Source organism: Micromonospora sp. WMMD737 (assembly GCF_049179055.1).
Lineage (GTDB): Bacteria > Actinomycetota > Actinomycetes > Mycobacteriales > Micromonosporaceae > Micromonospora > Micromonospora reichwaldensis.
In genome coordinates, this window is record NZ_JBMHMH010000001.1 from 6,499,559 (window position 1) to 6,517,161 (window position 17,603).

General features: G+C 72.9%; 12 protein-coding genes. 9 read left to right on the plus strand and 3 right to left on the minus strand.

Annotated elements, in window-relative coordinates:
• Positions 1–149: 149 nt before the first annotated feature.
• The 4 genes from ACN27A_RS28795 (at position 150) to ACN27A_RS28810 (ending at position 5,855) form a co-directional block, all read left to right on the plus strand.
• A complete protein-coding gene (locus ACN27A_RS28795; RefSeq protein ID WP_421457711.1) occupies positions 150–1,439 on the plus strand; it encodes an extracellular solute-binding protein in 1,290 nt (429 codons plus the stop codon).
• Between the two features lie 71 nt (positions 1,440–1,510).
• A complete protein-coding gene (locus ACN27A_RS28800; protein WP_421457712.1) occupies positions 1,511–2,527 on the plus strand; it encodes a carbohydrate ABC transporter permease in 1,017 nt (338 codons plus the stop codon).
• Positions 2,524–3,411 (plus strand): carbohydrate ABC transporter permease, encoded by an 888-nt coding sequence (locus ACN27A_RS28805; protein ID WP_421457713.1) that lies wholly within the window; start codon positions 2,524–2,526, stop codon positions 3,409–3,411. Before ACN27A_RS28800 ends, ACN27A_RS28805 begins: the two co-directional genes overlap by 4 nt.
• A complete protein-coding gene (locus tag ACN27A_RS28810; RefSeq protein ID WP_421457714.1) occupies positions 3,408–5,855 on the plus strand; it encodes a glycoside hydrolase family 2 protein in 2,448 nt (815 codons plus the stop codon). The genes ACN27A_RS28805 and ACN27A_RS28810 overlap by 4 nt, the downstream gene beginning before the upstream one ends.
• Positions 5,856–5,958: 103 nt before the next feature.
• Here ACN27A_RS28810 and ilvD read toward each other — a convergent pair whose 3' ends face one another.
• Positions 5,959–7,806, minus strand: coding sequence for a dihydroxy-acid dehydratase (ilvD, locus tag ACN27A_RS28815; RefSeq protein ID WP_421457715.1), 1,848 nt, complete (start codon positions 7,804–7,806; stop codon positions 5,959–5,961).
• 128 nt (positions 7,807–7,934) lie between these two features.
• On the opposite strand from ilvD, the gene ACN27A_RS28820 reads away from it, so the two are divergent.
• The 5 genes from ACN27A_RS28820 to serA all read left to right on the plus strand — a co-directional run bounded on the left by ACN27A_RS28820 (position 7,935) and on the right by serA (position 15,943).
• On the plus strand, positions 7,935–10,259 hold the full coding sequence (locus ACN27A_RS28820) for a putative bifunctional diguanylate cyclase/phosphodiesterase (RefSeq protein ID WP_421458641.1): 2,325 nt from the start codon (positions 7,935–7,937) through the stop codon (positions 10,257–10,259).
• A 268-nt stretch (positions 10,260–10,527) separates the two neighbouring features.
• The gene (locus ACN27A_RS28825; protein WP_132232554.1) at positions 10,528–12,414 is read left to right on the plus strand and encodes an acetolactate synthase large subunit; all 1,887 of its coding nucleotides are present in this window, start codon (positions 10,528–10,530) and stop codon (positions 12,412–12,414) included.
• On the plus strand, positions 12,414–12,929 hold the full coding sequence (ilvN, locus tag ACN27A_RS28830; RefSeq protein ID WP_089001623.1) for an acetolactate synthase small subunit: 516 nt from the start codon (positions 12,414–12,416) through the stop codon (positions 12,927–12,929). The genes ACN27A_RS28825 and ilvN overlap by 1 nt, the downstream gene beginning before the upstream one ends.
• A 127-nt stretch (positions 12,930–13,056) precedes the next feature.
• Entirely contained in the window at positions 13,057–14,070 is a 1,014-nt protein-coding gene (gene ilvC, locus ACN27A_RS28835; protein WP_421457716.1) for a ketol-acid reductoisomerase, read from the plus strand.
• 274 nt (positions 14,071–14,344) lie between these two features.
• A complete protein-coding gene (gene serA, locus ACN27A_RS28840) occupies positions 14,345–15,943 on the plus strand; it encodes a phosphoglycerate dehydrogenase (protein ID WP_421457717.1) in 1,599 nt (532 codons plus the stop codon).
• A 64-nt stretch (positions 15,944–16,007) separates the two neighbouring features.
• Here the strand turns inward: serA and ACN27A_RS28845 are convergent, their stop codons facing one another.
• Both ACN27A_RS28845 and ACN27A_RS28850 read right to left on the minus strand, forming a co-directional pair.
• Positions 16,008–16,364, minus strand: a complete 357-nt coding sequence (locus ACN27A_RS28845) for a hypothetical protein (protein WP_121396167.1) — start codon at positions 16,362–16,364, stop codon at positions 16,008–16,010.
• Positions 16,365–16,685: 321 nt separating this feature from the next.
• Positions 16,686–17,531, minus strand: a complete 846-nt coding sequence (locus ACN27A_RS28850) for an FAD:protein FMN transferase (RefSeq protein ID WP_421457718.1) — start codon at positions 17,529–17,531, stop codon at positions 16,686–16,688.
• Between the last annotated feature and the right edge of the window lie 72 nt (positions 17,532–17,603).

The window sequence follows — 17,603 nt, forward strand, 5'->3', positions numbered from 1 at the left end:
GCTCCCATGACAGGTGCAGATTACCGCGAGGCACCGATCGTTACTGCCCGTTGACAGCGTCGAAACCGCCCCGTACGGTGGCGGAACTTATCCGGTTCAGTCAACGACTCTCGATGTCGGGAGCGTTTCCATCTGGCGCGGAGGATGACATGAGACGGTCCTTGACGCACTGGGCCAGGACGGCCGCCGTCGGCGCGGTCAGCCTGGTCATGGTCGCGGCGTGCAGCGGCAACAGCGGAGGTGGCGGCGACTCCCAGGCGGGCGGCCAGGTCACCCTGAAAATCAACTTCTGGGGCGACTTCGGGCTCGACGAGCTCAAGGCGAAGTACGAGGCCGCCAACCCGAACGTCAAGATCAGCCTGAACACCGGCGAGTACAACGCCCAGCACGAGGACCTGCAGAAGAAGCTCGTCGCCGGCTCCGGCGCGCCGGACATCGCCGCCGTCGACGAGGGCTTCGTCGTCCAGTTCCGCGGCCAGGCCGACAAGTTCGTCAACCTGCTCGACAAGGGCGCCGGCACGTACGAGCAGAAGTACCTGCCGTGGAAGTGGAAGCAGACCCTGACGCCCGACGGCAAGACCCAGATCGGCCTCGGCACCGACGTGGGCGGCCTGGCCATGTGCTACCGCACCGACCTGTTCGCCGCCGCCGGCCTGCCCTCCGGGCGCGACCAGGTCTCCGCGCTCTGGCCCACCTGGGACAAGTTCATCGAGGTCGGCCAGCAGTACACGGCCCGCAGTGGCAAGAAGTTCATCGACGCCGGCACCAACGTCTTCAACCCCGTCCTCGGGCAGCAGCCGGTCGGCTTCTACGACGAGAGCGAGGCGCTCAAGATGGACGGCGGCCCGAAGGTCGCCTTCGACGTGGCGGCCCGGACCATCGCCGCGGACCTCTCGGCCAACCTCACCGCGTTCTCCCCCGAGTGGAACAGCGGCTTCGTCAAGGGCAACTTCGCTGTGCTCGCCTGCCCGGCCTGGATGCAGGGACACATCAAGAACACCGCCCCCGGCACCAGCGGCAAGTGGGACGTGGCCGCGATCCCCGGCGGCGGCGGCAACTGGGGCGGCTCGTTCCTGACCATCCCCAAGCAGGGCAAGAACGTCGACGAGGCGTACAAGTTCGTCGAGTGGCTGATCCAGCCCGAGCAGCAGATCGAGATCTTCAAGAAGGTCGGCAACCTGCCGTCCCAGCCGGCGCTCTACCAGGACCCGGCGATCAGGGACTTCACCAACCCCTTCTTCAACAACGCCCCGGTGGGGCAGATCTTCTCCAGGACGGCGGAGAGCCTGACCCCGCAGTACCTCGGCAAGCGCAACGGCCCGACCCGGGTGGCGGTGGAGAACGTCCTCAACCGGCTGGCCACCGGAAACCTGAAGGGCAAGCCCGACCAGGCGTGGACCGAGGCGGTCAAGGAAGCCGAGAAGGCCGCCAGGTCCTGACCGCTCGCCGGTCGGGGCGGGCCCGTGCCGCGCCCCGACCGGCCCTGACTTCGGTGCCTGGAGGTGCCCCGATGTCCACCACCCGCGCCGCCCCCACGGCGCCCCGGCCCGGCCAGGAGCCCGGTGCGACGGCCGAACGCCGGGGCCGCCGACCAGAGCCGGGCGGCTGGCGCACCCGGTTGTACCGCTTCGACGTGCGCTACGTGCCGTACCTGCTGATCGCCCCGTTCTTCCTGCTCTTCGCCGTCTTCGGGCTATTCCCGATCGTCTTCAACGGCGTCGTCGCCCTGCGCCACTGGCGGCTCGACGACCCGACGCTCACCGGCTGGGCCGGGCTGGAGAACTTCCGCCGACTCTTCACCGACGACGACTTCTTCAACGCGCTCGCCAACACCTTCGGCATCTTCCTGCTCTCCACCGTGCCGCAGCTGCTGCTGGCGCTGATCGTCGCGTCGCTGCTGAACCGGAAGCTGCGGGCCCAGACCTGGTTCCGGGTCGGGGTGCTGCTGCCGTACATCACCCCGGTGACGGCCTCCACGCTGATCTTCTCCGTGGTCTTCGCCCGGGACACCGGCATCGCCAACTGGGCGCTGTCGCTGCTCGGCATCGGCGAGACCGAGCCGATCGACTGGCGGTCCGCGAAGTGGTCCTCCTGGATCGCCATCGCCACCATGGTCAACTGGAAGTGGATCGGCTACAACGCGCTGCTCTACCTGGCCGCCATGCAGTCCATCCCGCGCGACGTCTACGAGGCCGCCGCCGTCGACGGGGCCGGGCCGTGGCGCCAGCTGTGGCGGATCACCGTGCCGATGATCCGGCCGGTGGTCATCTTCACCGTCGTGCTCTCCACCATCGGCGGCCTGCAACTGTTCACCGAGCCGATGCTCTTCGACGCCAACCCGGCCCTGGGCCTCGGCGGCGACGACGGGCAGTGGCAGACCGTCGCGCAGCTCATCTACAAGGTCGGCTGGCGGGACCTCAACCTCGGCTACGCCGCCGCCATGTCCTGGGCCCTCTTCCTGGTCATCCTGCTCGTCGCGGCGATCAACGCCCTGATCACGAACCGTCTCGGGGGTGGGAAGAAATGAGCGCCTCGAATCCCCGGCGGGGAGCGCTGATGGGTCGGGCGCCGCAGCACATGCCCGGCACCGTCTGGACCTACCTGTTCCTGAGCGTCGTGATCGCGTTCTCGGCGTTCCCGCTCTACTGGATGTTCGTCATCGCCACGAACACCGACGAGGCGCTGGCGCAGATCCCGCCGCAGGTGCTGCCCGGCGGTCAGCTCGTCACGAACCTGCGGGAGGTCTTCTCCATGCAGGACGTGTTCTTCCTCCAGTCGCTCGGCAACAGCGTGATCGTGTCGTCGGTGGTGACGGCGTCGGTGCTCTTTTTCTGCGCGTTGGCCGGCTTCGCCTTCGCCAAGCTGCGGTTCAAGGGGCGCAACGCGCTGATGGTCATGGTCGTCCTGACCATGACGGTGCCGAACCAGCTCGGCGTCGTCGCCCTCTACATCCTGATGGGCCGGATGCCCGGCGAGGGCGGCTGGAACGGCACCCTCCTCGCGGTGATCGTGCCCGGCCTGGTCACCGCGTTCGGCGTCTTCTACATGCGGCAGTTCATCCTCGACGCGGTCCCCGACGAGCTGGTCGAGGCCGCGCGGATGGACGGCGCGAGCACCATGCGGATCTTCTGGAGCGTGGTGGTGCCGGCGGTCCGGCCCGCCATGGCGGTGCTCGGCCTGCTGACCTTCGTCGCCACCTGGAACGAGTTCCAGTGGCCGCTGATCACCCTCGGTGGCACCGACTATCCGACCTCGATGGTCGCCCTCTCCGACCTCGCCAGCGGCAACTACGTGCTGTACCGGCGGGTGCTGGCCGGCGCCCTGGTCGCCACCCTCCCGCTGCTGGTGATGCTCTTCATCGGTGGCCGTCAGATCGTCCGCGGAATCATGGAAGGTGCGGTGAAGTCGTGACCCGGCAAGCGTTGCACGAGGGCTGGACCCTGCGGGCGGTCGAGGGGCCGCAGGTGCCGGCAGGGATCGCGGGCCGCGCCGTGCCGGCCACCGTCCCCGGCTGCGTGCACACCGACCTGCTGGCCGCCGGCCTGATCCCCGACCCGTACCTGGACGACAACGAGAAGTCCCTCGCCTGGATCGGCCGCACCGACTGGGTCTACGAGACCACCTTCACCCATCGGCCGGGCGGCGACGAGCGGGTCGACCTCGTCTGCGCCGGCCTCGACACCGTCGCCACGCTCACCCTCAACGGCACCGAGGTCGGCCGCGCCGAGAACATGCACCGTGGCCACCGCTACGACGTCCGGTGGCGGCTGGTCGCCGGGTCCAACACCCTGGCCGTACGCTTCGACTCCGCCTACGGCTACGCCGAGGCGCAGCGGGACCGGCTCGGGGACCGGCCGAACGCCTACCCGGAGCCCTTCCCGTTCATCCGCAAGATGGCCTGCAACTTCGGCTGGGACTGGGGGCCGACCCTGGTCACCGCCGGCATCTGGCAGGAGATCGGGCTGCACGCCTGGTCCGCGGCCAGGCTGGCCGTCGTGCGTCCCCTGGTGACCGTCGAGGCCGGCGAGGGCCGGGTGGAGTTGTACGTCGAGGTCGAGCGGGCCGGGGACGGGCCGCTCACCGTGCGGGCGACCGTCGCCGGCGCGGCGGCCGGGGCGACGATCCCGGCGGGGGAGCGCACGGCCGTGCTGACCCTCACCGTCCGCGACCCGGCGCTCTGGTGGCCCAGGGGGTACGGCGACCAGCCGCTGCACCCGCTGGAGGTGACCCTGCACGACGCCGACGACCACCCGCTCGACACCTGGTCGCGGCGGATCGGCTTCCGCTCGGTACGCCTCGACACCACCCCCGACGCGCACGGCACCCCGTTCGCCCTGCACGTCAACGACACCCCGGTCTTCGTCCGGGGGGTCAACTGGATCCCCGACGACGCGTTCCCCACCCGGATCACCCGGGACCGGCTGGCGCACCGGTTCCGGCAGGCCGCCGACGCGAACGTCAACCTGCTGCGCGTCTGGGGCGGCGGCCGGTACGAGTCGGACGACTTCTACGACCTCGCCGACGAGCTGGGCCTGCTCGTGCAGCAGGACTTCCTCTTCGCCTGCGCCGCCTACCCCGAGGAGGAGCCGCTGCGCGCCGAGGTGGCCGCCGAGGCCGCCGAGCAGGTGGTCCGGCTGGCGCCGCACCCGTCGCTCGTGCTCTGGACCGGCAACAACGAGAACATCTGGGGCTGGCACGACTGGGACTGGCAGGAGCCCCTCGCGGGGCGCACCTGGGGACGCGGCTACTACCTGGAACTGCTGCCCCGGATCGTCGGCGAGCTGGACCCGACGCGGCCGTACTGGCCCGGCAGCCCGTGGTCCGGCAGCGAGGAGATCCACCCCAACGACCCGGCGCACGGCACCACGCACATCTGGGACGTCTGGAACACCGACGACTACACGAAGTACCGCGAGTACGTGCCGCGCTTCGTCGCCGAGTTCGGCTACCAGGCCCCGCCCGCGTACGCGACGCTGCGCCGGGCGCTGTCGGACGAGCCGCTGGCACCCGACTCGCCCGGCATGGCGCACCACCAGAAGGCCATCGACGGCGACGCCAAGCTCCGGCGCGGGCTCGACGCCCACCTGCCGGTGCCGGCGGACTTCGACGACTGGCACTGGCTGACCCAGCTCAACCAGGCGCGCGCGATCCAGCTCGCCGTCGAGCACTTCCGCTCCCACCGGGACGTCTGCGCGGGCACGATCGTCTGGCAGCTCAACGACTGCTGGCCGGTGACCTCGTGGTCGGCCGTCGACGGCGACGGCCGCCGCAAGCCCCTGTGGTACGCGCTGCGCCGGGCGTACGCCGACCGGCTGCTGACCGTCCAACCCCGCGACGGCGGCCTGGCCCTGGTCGCGGTCAACGACGGGGCGACCCCGTGGCGGGCGACCGCCTCGGTGACCCGGCTGACCCTGGCCGGCGAGCCACGGGCGAAGACCACGCTGGAGGTGGACGTCGGCGCGTACGCCAGGATCGAGCTGGCGCTGCCGGCGGAGCTGGCGCGGCCGGACGAGGCCCGGCGCGAGCTGCTGGTGGCCGAGGCGGGCGGGACGGCGGAGCGGGCGCTCTGGTTCTTCGCCGAGGACCGCGACGCCGACTGGCCGGCGGCCCGGTACGACGCGACGGTCGAGCCGGTCGACGGCGGCCAGCGGGTCCGGGTCACCGCCCGCACGATCCTGCGCGACGTGACGCTCTTCCCGGACCGCCTCGACCCGGCGGCCGAGGCCGACGAGGCGCTGCTCACCCTCCTACCGGGGGAGACGGCCACGTTCACGGTGCGTGCGGCCGGGCCGCTGGACCCGGCGGCCCTGACCACCCGCCCCGTCCTACGCTGCGTCAACGACCTCGCCGGCTGACCCGGCCGACCGCGCCGACCGCGCCGGCGCCCGAGCGGATCTTGGTAGGAAAGCGCCCCTGGAGGGGCCGTTTCCTACCAAGATCCGCCGTGACCGTCGCTTCCTACTCCGGGACGCGGCGGTAGGCGCCGTCGCTGGCCGAGGTGGCCATCGAGGCGTACGCGCGCAGCGCCGCGGACACCGGCCGCTGCCGGTCGACCGGGGTGTACGGCCTGTCGCGCTTCTCCTGCGCGATGCGCCGGGCCTCCAGCACGTCGGGGGCCACGTTCAGCTCGATCGACCGGCCGGGGATGTCGATGACGATCTCGTCGCCGGACTCGACGAGGGCGATCAGCCCGCCGGAGGCCGCCTCCGGGGAGACGTGCCCGATGGAGAGCCCGGAGGTGCCGCCGGAGAAGCGGCCGTCGGTGAGCAGCGCGCAGGAGCGGCCCAGCCCCCGGCCCTTGAGGAACGAGGTGGGGTAGAGCATCTCCTGCATGCCGGGGCCGCCCTTCGGGCCCTCGTAGCGGATCACCACCACGTCGCCGGCGACGATCCGCTTGTTGAGGATCGCCTCGACGGCGTCGTCCTGGGACTCGTAGACCTTGGCCGGGCCGCGAAAGGTCAGGCACTCCTCGGGCACCCCGGCGGTCTTCACCACGCAGCCGTCCGGCGCGAGGTTGCCGTGCAGGATCGCCAGGCCGCCGTCGGCGCTGTAGGCGTGCGCGAGGTCCCGCACGCAGCCCCCGGCGGCGTCGGTGTCCAGCGACGACCAGCGGTTGGTGGTGGAGAACGGCTCGACGGTGCGCACCCCGCCCGGGGCGGCGTGGAACAGCTCGACCGCCTCCGGCGTCGGCGAACCGCCCCGGACGTCCCAGTCGGCGAGCCAGCGCTCCAGGTTGGGCGAGTGCACCGCGTGCACGTCCCGGTGCAGCAGGCCGGCCCGGTCCAGTTCGCCGAGGATGGCCGGGATGCCGCCGGCCCGGTGCACGTCCTCCATGTGGTAGTTCGGGGAGTTCGGGGCGACCTTGGCCAGGCAGGGCACCCGGCGGGAGACGGCGTCGATGTCGGCGACGCCGAAGTCCAGCTCGGCCTCGCGGGCGGCGGCGAGCAGGTGCAGGATCGTGTTGGTCGAGCCGCCCATCGCCACGTCGAGCGCGACGGCGTTCTCGAACGCGGCCCGGCTGGCGACCGCGCGGGGCAGCACGGAGGCGTCGTCGCCGTCGTACCACCGCTTGGCGATCTCCACGGCGGTGCGGCCGGCCTCGACGAAGAGCGACCGGCGCGCGGCATGGGTGGCCAGCGTCGAGCCGTTGCCCGGCAGCGCCAGGCCGATCGCCTCGGTGAGGCAGTTCATCGAGTTGGCGGTGAACATGCCGGAGCAGGAGCCGCAGGTCGGGCAGGCCGACCGCTCGATCTCGCCGAGCTGGTCGTCGGTGACGGCCTCGTTGGAGGAGGCGATCATCGCGTCGATCAGGTCGATCTTGGAGTGCACGACGCCCTCGATCGCCACGGTCTTGCCGGCCTCCATCGGCCCGCCGGAGACGAAGACGGCCGGGATGTTCAGCCGCAGGGCGGCCAGCAGCATGCCCGGGGTGATCTTGTCGCAGTTCGAGATGCAGACCAGGGCGTCGGCGCAGTGCGCGTTGACCATGTACTCCACCGCGTCGGCGATCAGCTCCCGGCTGGGCAGGGAGTAGAGCATGCCGCCGTGACCCATGGCGATGCCGTCGTCCACGGCGATCGTGTTGAACTCGCGGCCCACCCCGCCGGCCTCCGCCACCGCCTCGGCGACCAGCCCGCCCATGTCCTTGAGGTGCACGTGACCGGGTACGAACTGGGTGAAGCTGTTGGCGATGGCGACGATCGGCTTGCCGAAGTCGTCGTCGGTCATCCCGGTGGCCCGCCAGAGGGCCCGGGCGCCGGCCATCGTCCGACCGTGCGTGGAGGTCTTCGACCGCAGCTCAGGCATGCCCACAAGTGTTACACCGCCGTCGGGACGCCCGGCCGCCGTGCGCGACGTGTCCCAAAGGTTGCACACCCGGGCCCCCACGCCGCGCGCGCATCCGGCACAGTTGGGACGTGCAGTTCCCCCCGGGCATGGTCGCGGTCGCGGTGCTGTGCGGGCTGATCGCCGCGGCGGCCACCGCGCTGTCGGCCATCGGCGTCCGGCGCGGCGCCGGGCCGCACCGGCAGGCGTACGCGCTGCTCGCCGCCGCGTCCGGGGTGGCGCTGGTCACCCTGCTGGTCGGGGCGGCCGTGGCGCTTTCCACCGCCGGGCACGCGGGCCACGCCCCGGACGGGCACACCGGCTGGGCCGGCGTCGTGGCGATCGGCACGGCGATCAGCGGGCTGCTCTTCTCCGCCGGGCTGCTCCGGCTGCCCGGCGTGGCCGCCACGGCGGCGGCCACCGTCCGGCTGGCGCTCGACGGCCTGGTGATGGCGGCGGCGTTCTGGTTCGTCGGCTGGGTGGTCTTCTCCGAGCCCACCCGGCTGCTCGGCGACGCCACCCCGATGGCCTGCGTGCCGATCCTGCTCGCCACGGTCAGCGCGGCCCTGACCGCCGGGCTCGCCCTCATCGTGGCCTTGCGCGCCCCGCCGCCGCGCGCTCGCGCCGCCTGGGTCGGCGCCGGGGCCACCGCCGTGACCTGCGGCGGGCTCGGCATCGCCACCGGCCTCTGCCAGGCCGGGCCGGGCATGGCGCTGGTCGGGGCGGGAGTGCTCGCCGCCGGCCTGGTCGCCGCCGCGTCCGCCGGCCGCCGCCCGGACGCGGCGGACCGACCGCCCCCCGACCTGATCCGCCGCGACGGTGCCTACGCGTTCGTGCCGATGTTCGCCATGGCCGCCTCGGCGATGTACCACCTGCTCCAGGACGGCCGGTTCGACGCGCTCGGCATCGTCGCCGGCAGCGCGGAGGGCTTCGCCCTGGTGACCCGGCAGTACCTCACGCTGCACGACGTGCGCGGCTACGCCCGGCGGCTGGCCGAGCGGGAGGCGCACTTCCGCGAGCTGGCACACACCGACCAGCTCACCGGGCTGGCCAACCGGCGAGGGCTGTTGCAGGCGCTGCACCGGTGCGCCGAGGCCGGCGCCCCCTGCGTGCTGCTCGGGCTCGACCTCGACGGCTTCAAGCACGTCAACGACATGCGCGGGCACGACGTGGGCGACGCGGTGCTGGCCGAGGTCGGCGAGCGGCTGCGCGCCAACCTGCGCCCCGGCGACGTGGCGGCCCGGCTCGGCGGCGACGAGTTCGCGGTGCTGATGCACGGCCAGCCCGCCGACGCGGACCGGGTCGCCGAGCGCCTGCTCGGCGTGCTCGGGCGCGCCTACGACCAGCCGGAGGGGCCGGTCTTCCTGTCGGTGAGCATCGGGGTGGCCGGCTGGACGGGCGAGCCCGACGTGGAGCTGCTGCTGCGCCACGCCGACCTGGCGCTGCGCTACGCCAAGCAGCGCGGCAAGAACCGGATCGAGCGCTACGACGCCGCGTACGACCAGCTGCTGCGCCGGCGTACCACGCTGGAGCACGAGCTGCGCGGCGCGATCGAGCGCGACGAGCTGCGCCTGGTGTTCCAGCCGGTCGCCTCGCTGCCCTCGGTGCGCCCGGTGGGCGCGGAGGCGCTGCTGCGCTGGCGGCACCCGGTGCTGGGCAAGGTCGGCCCGGACGAGTTCATCCCGCTGGCGGAGGAGTGCGGGATGATCACCAAGCTGGGGGCCTGGGTGCTGCACCAGGCGTGCCACCAGCTCTCCCGCTGGCTGGCCGACGGCCACGACGTCTGGGTCTCGGTCAACGTGTCCCCCCGCGAGCTGCACGCCCCGGAGTACGTGGTCCAGGTCGCCGAGGCGCTGCGCGCCCACCGGGTGCCGCCGCAGCGGCTGGTGCTGGAGGTCACCGAGCACGCCGTCGCGACGGACCTGGACGAGCTGATCCGGCGGCTGACGGCGCTACGGCTGACGGGTGTCCGGATCGCGCTGGACGACTTCGGCGCCGGGTACTCCTCGCTGGGCCAGCTGCGCCGCCTGCCGATCGACATCCTCAAGATCGACCACGGGCTGGTCGCGGAGCACGAGCCGGTGCGGCCGGTGGGCCGGGACGGCCCGGCGTTCGCGCCGATGGTCGACATCGTCATGCGCCTCGGCCACCAGCTCGGCCTGGAGGTCATCGCCGAGGGGGTGACCACGCCGACGGAGCTGGCCGCCGTGGTCGCCGCCGGCTGCCGGTTCGGCCAGGGGGCGCTCTTCGGCTGGGGCGTGCCGGCCGAGCACCTGGAGGCGATGCTGGAGGCGGCCACGTCCCCCGGCGCCCGCCCGGCCCCGACGCCCGCCCCGGCCGGCCCGCCCGCCGCCCCGCCGCCCCGGCGGCTGCCGACGCTGCCCGCCCCGCGCCCCTCCGGGCCGGGGTCCGCGCAGGTGGAGCAGGGTTCCTAGCGCCCCGGACGGGTGAAACCCGGCGGTCCGTGAACCAACATGTGGGATCAGTTGACTCATCGCGTGAGATGCGTCAGGCTTGCCGCATGTCGTCGTACCGGTCGCTGCGAGTACTTACCTGAGCGCACTCTCCACATCGAGAGTGCGCTGGCCCCGTGCAACCTGCACGAGGGCTTTTTTGTTGCCGTCGGACCCATCGACGCCGGGCGTCAGCCCGCGTCACCCGCTCGAACAGCCGCACCCACTCCAGCCGAAGGCCTGAACCGCCATGACGAGACCCACGCCAGAGACACTCGCCCATTCCGCCCGGCGGGCCCGCACGGTCGCCGAGCCCGCGAGCGACGCCGAGCACGCCGGCGCCGCCCGCACCGCGGCCACCCCGGCCGTCCCGGGGGTACGCACACCCGCTCCGGCCCAGGTCAGCGGCGCCGGTTCGCTCGTGCGGTCCCTCGAGGCGCTCGGCGTCGACGTCGTCTTCGGCATCCCGGGCGGCGCCATCCTGCCGGCGTACGACCCGCTCTACGACTCCACCGTCCGGCACATCCTGGTCCGCCACGAGCAGGGCGCCGGGCACGCGGCGACGGGCTACGCCCAGGCGACCGGCCGGGTGGGGGTCTGCATGGCCACCTCCGGTCCCGGCGCGACGAACCTGGTCACCCCGATCGCCGACGCGTACATGGACTCGGTGCCGATCGTGGCGATCACCGGTCAGGTCGCGCGGCCCTCGATCGGCACGGACGCCTTCCAGGAGGCGGACATCCAGGGCATCACCCTGCCGGTCACCAAGCACAACTTCCTGGTGCAGGAGGCCGAGGAGATCCCCCGGGTGCTGGCCGAGGCGTTCCACCTGGCCGCCACCGGCCGGCCCGGGCCGGTCCTGGTCGACATCCCCAAGGACGTCCTCCAGGCGCCCACCACCTTCACCTGGCCGCCGACGCTGGACCTGCCCGGCTACCGCCCGACCCTGCACCCGCACGGCAAGCAGATCCGCGAGGCGGCCCGGCTGATGGCCACCGCCCGGCGCCCGGTGCTCTACGTCGGTGGCGGCGTGCTGAAGGCCGGCGCCACGGAGGGGCTGCGCCGGCTGGCCGAGCTGACCGGGATCCCGGTGGTCACCACGCTGATGGCCCTCGGCGCGTTCCCCGACTCGCACCCGCAGCACCTGGGCATGCCCGGCATGCACGGCACGGTCTCCGCGGTCTACGGCCTGCAGAAGGCCGACCTGATCGTGGCCCTGGGCGCCCGCTTCGACGACCGGGTCACCGGCAAGCTGGACTCGTTCGCCCCGGACGCGGCGGTGGTGCACGCCGACATCGACCCGGCCGAGATCGGCAAGAACCGGCACGCGGACGTCCCGATCGTCGGGGACGCCCGGCACGTCATCGACGAGCTGATCGCGGCGGTGACCAACGAGCAGGCGGCCGGCCGGCGGGCCGACCTCGCCGACTGGTGGACCCAGCTCGACGACCTGCGCAAGCGGTACCCGCTGGGCTACGAGGAGCCGGCCGACGGCACCCTCTCCCCGCAGTACGTGATCAAGCGGCTCGGCGAGCTGGTCGGCCCGGACGCGATCTACGTCGCGGGGGTCGGCCAGCACCAGATGTGGGCCTCGCAGTTCATCTCCTACGAGAAGCCGTACACCTGGTTGAACTCCGGCGGCCTCGGCACGATGGGTTACGCGGTGCCGGCGGCCATGGGCGCCAAGGTGGGCAAGCCCGACACGGTGGTGTGGGCGATCGACGGCGACGGCTGCTTCCAGATGACGAACCAGGAGCTGGCCACCTGCGCGCTGGAGGGCATCCCGGTCAAGATCGCCGTGATCAACAACGGCAACCTCGGCATGGTGCGGCAGTGGCAGACCCTGTTCTACGGGGAGCGCTACTCCAACACCGACCTCGGCACCCACAAGCACCGCATCCCCGACTTCCTGAAGCTCGCCGAAGCGCTCGGCTGCGTGGGCCTGCGCTGCGAGAACGCCGAGGACGTCGACGCGACCATCGCCGCCGCGATGGCCATCGACGACGCCCCGGTGGTCATCGACTTCGTCGTCGGCAAGGACGCCATGGTGTGGCCGATGGTCGCCGCCGGCACCAGCAACGACGAGATCATGTTCGCCCGGGGCGTCCGCCCGGCCTTCGACGAGGATGACATCTGATGACCATGCACACCCTGAGCGTCCTGGTGGAGAACAAGCCGGGCGTCCTGGCCCGGGTCTCCGGGCTGTTCTCCCGGCGCGGCTTCAACATCGACAGTCTCGCCGTCGGGGAGACCGAGAACCCGGACGTCTCGCGGATCACCATCGTGGTCAACGCCGAGTCGTCCCCGCTGGAGCAGGTCACCAAGCAGCTCAACAAGCTGGTCAACGTGCTCAAGATCGTCGAGCTGGACCCGCAGGTCTCGGTCGCCCGGGAGCTGCTCCTGGTCAAGGTGCGCGCCGACCGCGCGGCGCGGGCGCAGGTGCTGGAGACGGTGGGCCTGTTCCGGGCCCGGGTGGTCGACGTGGCGCCGGACACGCTGACCATCGAGGCCACCGGCACCCCGGACAAGCTCGACGCGCTGCTGCGCGACCTCGAACCGTTCGGGATCAAGGAGATGGTCCAGTCCGGGCTGGTGGCGATCGGGCGCGGCTCGCGTTCGATCACCGCCGGACCCTCGCTCCGGGCCGCCTGACCCCGACCCGGCCGGCGCCCCGCGCCGGCCGGGACCGCCCGACCAGTGCCGGCGCGTCGCGCCGCCTGGGACCGACACCGCACAGATCCACGACGGGCCGCCCGGGCCGCCGTACGAAAGGGAAATCATGAGCGTTGAGGTGTACTACGACGACGATGCCGACCTGGGCCTGATCCAGGGCCGCAAGGTGGCGGTGATCGGCTACGGCAGCCAGGGCCACGCCCACGCGCTGTCGCTGCGCGACTCCGGGGTCGACGTGGTGATCGGTCTGCCGGAGGCCTCCAAGAGCCGGGCCAAGGCCGAGGAGCAGGGCCTGCGGGTGCTCACGCCGGCCGACGCGGCGGCCGAGGCCGACGTCATCATGGTCCTCGCGCCGGACACCGCCCAGCGCAGCATCTACGCCGAGTCGATCGCGCCGAACCTGGCCCCGGGCAAGGCGCTCTTCTTCGGCCACGGCTTCAACATCCGCTACGGCCTGATCAAGCCGCCGGCCGACGTCGACGTGGCGATGGTCGCGCCGAAGGGCCCGGGCCACCTGGTCCGCCGCCAGTACGCCGACGGCAAGGGCGTGCCCTGCCTGGTCGCCGTCGAGCAGGACGCCAGCGGCAGCGCCCTCGCGCTGGCCCTGTCGTACGCCAAGGGCATCGGCGGCACCCGGGCCGGCGTCATCCGGACCACCTTCACCGAGGAGACCGAGACCGACCTCTTCGGCGAGCAGGCGGTGCTCTGCGGCGGCGCGGCGGCGCTCGTGCAGACCGGCTTCGAGGTGCTCACCGAGGCGGGCTACGCCCCCGAGGTGGCCTACTTCGAGTGCCTGCACGAGCTGAAGCTGATCGTCGACCTCATGTACGAGGGCGGCATCGCGAAGATGCGCTACAGCATCTCCGACACGGCCGAGTACGGCGACCTCTCCCGCGGCCCGCGCGTCATCGACGCCCGGGTCAAGGAGGAGATGCGCAAGATCCTCAGCGAGGTCCAGTCCGGCGAGTTCGCCCGGGAGTGGGTGGCCGAGGACGAGGCCGGCCGGCCCAACTTCAGCAAGTGGCAGGCCGAGGGCGCGGCGCACCCGATCGAGGAGACCGGCAGCAAGCTGCGCGGCATGATGAGCTGGGTCGACCGCCCGATCACCGAGACTGCCTGACGCACACCCCCGGCGGCCCGGCCCGGGCGCTCTCCCCGGCGCCCGGACCGGGCCGCTGCCTGTGCGTACCGCCACGCCGCGCGTCGTTCACCGGCGCGTCGTCACCCGTTGTGAGGGCACTCACCCCGTAGTCCGGGACATGCCGGCCGGCCGGCCCCCTACGATCGCGGGGTAGGTGCGTAGCCGGCACCTGACGGCCATGGCCCGGATCAGCGCAGGGCGCAGCGCGGCGTCCCGCAGCCCGGCCCACCTCTGACGACAACTACGAGGACCAATGACTCCTGTCGTACTGATCGCCGAAGAACTCGCCCCCGCCGCCATCGAGGTGCTCGCCCACGACTTCGACGTCCGTCACGTCGACGGCACCGACCGTCCGGCCCTGCTCTCGGCGCTCTCCGAGGCCGACGCCGTCATCGTGCGCAGTGCCACCCAGATCGACGCCGAGGCGATCGCCGCCGCGCCCCGGCTGAAGGTCGTCGCCCGGGCGGGCGTGGGTCTGGACAACGTCGAGGTGCCGGCCGCCACCGCGCGGGGCGTCATGGTCGTCAACGCTCCCACCTCCAACATCGTCTCCGCCGCCGAGCAGGCCCTCGCGCTGCTGCTCGCGGTGGCCCGCAACACCGCCAGCGCCAGCGCCGCGCTGAAGGCGGGGGAGTGGAAGCGGTCGAAGTACACCGGCGTCGAGATCCAGGGCAAGACCGTCGGCGTGGTCGGCCTCGGCCGCATCGGCGTGCTCTTCGCCCAGCGGATCGCCGCCTTCGGCACCCGGCTGATCGCGTACGACCCCTACATCCAGCCGGCCCGCGCGGCCCAGCTCGGCGTCCGCCTGGTGGGCCTGGAGGAGCTGCTGCGGGAGAGCGACTTCATCTCGATCCACCTACCGAAGACCCCGGAGACCGTGGGCCTGATCGGCGAGAAGGAGCTGGCCGTCGTCAAGCCCGGCGTCCGGATCGTCAACGCCGCCCGGGGCGGGCTCGTCGACGAGCAGGCCCTGGCCGACGCGATCGCGGAGGGCCGGGTCGCCGGCGCGGGCGTGGACGTCTACGCCAAGGAGCCCTGCACCTCCTCGCCGCTGTTCGCGTTCGACAACGTGGTCGCCACCCCGCACCTGGGCGCCTCCACCGGTGAGGCGCAGGACAAGGCCGGCCTGGCGGTGGCCAAGAGCGTGAAGCTGGCGTTGCAGGGCGAGTTCGTGCCGGACGCCGTCAACGTGCAGGCCGGTGGCGTGGTCGCCGAGGACGTACGCCCGCTGCTGCCGCTGGCCGAGAAGCTCGGCCGGGCCTTCACCGCCGTCGCGGGCGGGGTGGCCGCCAGCGTCACCGTCGAGGTGCGCGGCGAGATCGTCAACCACGACGTGTCGGTGCTGAAGCTCGCCGCCACCAAGGGGCTGTTCAGCTCGGTGGTCGAGGAGCAGGTCACCTACGTCAACGCGCCGCACCTGGCCGCCGAGCGCGGTGTCGAGGTCACGCTTGTCGCCCAGTCCGACTCGGCCGACCACCCCAACCTGGTCACCGTCCGTGGCGCGCTGCCCGACGGCCGTACGGTCAGCGTCTCCGGCACGGTGACCACCGCCGGCGGCCGCGACGTCCTCAAGCTCACCGAGGTCGACGGCTTCGACGTGGAGATCGGCGCGGAGGGCATCCTGGTCTTCCTGCGCTACGTCGACCGCCCGGGCGTGGTCGGCACGGTCGGGACGCTGCTCGGCGAGGCCGGCGTCAACATCGCGGCGATGCAGGTGGCCCGCCGCGAGGCCGGCGGCGAGACCCTGATGACCCTCACGGTCGACCAGGCGCTCGGCGCGGACCTGCTCACCTCGGCGGCGGAGTCGATCGGCGCGGTCGCGGCCAGCGCGGCGGACCTGCGCGACGAGTGACCTGAGCGTGCGACAGCGGGGGGCCCGGCGATCCGCCGGGCCCCTCGTCGTGTCCGGGGAGCGGTCAGCCGGGCAGGCGGGCCGGCGGCGGGTAGACCGAGCCGTCCTGCGCGTCGAAGAGCATCAGGTCGTACGCGCCGGCCAGCCGTTCGATGTCGAGCAGCACCTGGTCCTCGCAGGTCGGGTGCAGGTTCAGCTCCACGTGGTCGCTGGCCGCGTGCAGCGGTGCCACCGCCCACGGGGTGCCGGGGCCGGCCGGCCGGTCCGGGTAGCTGCCGGTGATGGCGCGGTAGAACGCCACCACCCGCGGGTCCGGGTACCGGTCGACGTGCTGTCCCTGCCGGCACCGCAGCACCGCCGCCCGCACGTCCTCGGGTGTCGCCCCGTCCGCCAGGGCCCACACGCTCAGGTCGAAACTCACGGCGGACAGCGTGCCATCCGCCTGTCCCCGCGTCGAAATCGGCCCGCCGGCCCGGATCGGCACGCTCCAGTCACGACGGTCCGCTGTGGAGACCCTTGCGTTGAGTTGCGTCGATTCGCTAGCGTATCTGTGCGGTCACTGGCCGAGCTCGCGGCGTGGGCCCGTCTTCGGGTGACGAGGTCGACGTCCGGCCGACCGGCCCGCACCCCTCGATTGCGCGAGCCACGCGCACTCGTCGCTGACCGGCCCTCACGGTCGTTGCCGAGACCGTGGGGGCCGATCGCGCGCCCGGCCCACCCGCCGGGCCGACGCGGGGCCGGCTCAGCGGCGGTGGGCGAAGAGCACGCGGTAGTCCGACCCGTCGCGGAACCAGTCCAGCCCGGCCGGCCCGGCGGCGTAGAGCGCGGTGGCGTAGGCGTCGGCGACGGCGAGGTCCGGCCCGACGACCGTCGCGGCGGTCAGCTGGTCGGCGGGCTCCCCGGTGTGCGGGTCCACGACGTGCCCCTGCCGGCCGCTCACCCCCGAGGTGCCGACCGCGCCCGCGGTCATCTCCAGTACGAGCGGCGCCCGGTGCTGGTCCGTCGGGTGGTGCACCGCCACCCGCCACGGGCCGCCGTGCGCCGCGTGCCCGCGGACGACCAGGTCGGCGCCGCTGAGCACGGCGTAGTCGTGGATGCCGGCGGCGCGCAGCCGGGCGGCGGCCCGCTCCACCGCCCACCCGCCGAGCAGGCCGCCGGGGTCGAAGCCGCCGGGCACCGCCCAGGCGTCGAACCAGCCGTCGGTGGCCGCCCGCATCGCCGCGCAGCGGTCCACCAGGTCGGCCAGCGGCGGGTACGAGTCAGGGCTGATCTCCCCCCGGCGCAGGCGGGAGACCAGGCTCTCCGGCCGGGTCGGGCCGTAGGTGAGGTCGATGGCCCGCAGTTCCGCCACCGCGTCCCGCAGCGCCTCCCCGACACCGCGACGGCCCAGCCACTCGGGGGCGTTGAGCAGCAGCGAGTATTCCGCCGTGGTCGTCCGCACGGTGTGCTGGACGGCGATGCGGTCCTCCCCGACCGTGCCGGAGCGGTCCACGCGGTGACTGCGGGCGCCCAGCCGCAGGTCCGGCCGGCGCGGCTGGAAGGCCGACTGGTCCACCCATCGGGTCCGTGGCTGCTGGTCGATCCGCATGACGCTGCTCCCTCGCTGACGCCGGCCGCGTCCTCGCGGCCCCCGTCACGGGCCCCCGTTGACCCGCTTGTC

Coding starts and splice junctions, on each gene's coding strand:
- ilvN (WP_089001623.1), top strand. CDS start 12,414: ATGACCATGCACACCCTGAGCGTCCTGGTGGAGAACAAGCCGGGCGTC.
- serA (WP_421457717.1), top strand. CDS start 14,345: ATGACTCCTGTCGTACTGATCGCCGAAGAACTCGCCCCCGCCGCCATC.
- ACN27A_RS28820 (WP_421458641.1), top strand. CDS start 7,935: ATGGTCGCGGTCGCGGTGCTGTGCGGGCTGATCGCCGCGGCGGCCACC.
- ACN27A_RS28825 (WP_132232554.1), top strand. CDS start 10,528: ATGACGAGACCCACGCCAGAGACACTCGCCCATTCCGCCCGGCGGGCC.
- ilvC (WP_421457716.1), top strand. CDS start 13,057: ATGAGCGTTGAGGTGTACTACGACGACGATGCCGACCTGGGCCTGATC.
- ACN27A_RS28800 (WP_421457712.1), top strand. CDS start 1,511: ATGTCCACCACCCGCGCCGCCCCCACGGCGCCCCGGCCCGGCCAGGAG.
- ilvD (WP_421457715.1), bottom strand. CDS start 7,806: ATGCCTGAGCTGCGGTCGAAGACCTCCACGCACGGTCGGACGATGGCC.
- ACN27A_RS28795 (WP_421457711.1), top strand. CDS start 150: ATGAGACGGTCCTTGACGCACTGGGCCAGGACGGCCGCCGTCGGCGCG.
- ACN27A_RS28805 (WP_421457713.1), top strand. CDS start 2,524: ATGAGCGCCTCGAATCCCCGGCGGGGAGCGCTGATGGGTCGGGCGCCG.
- ACN27A_RS28850 (WP_421457718.1), bottom strand. CDS start 17,531: ATGCGGATCGACCAGCAGCCACGGACCCGATGGGTGGACCAGTCGGCC.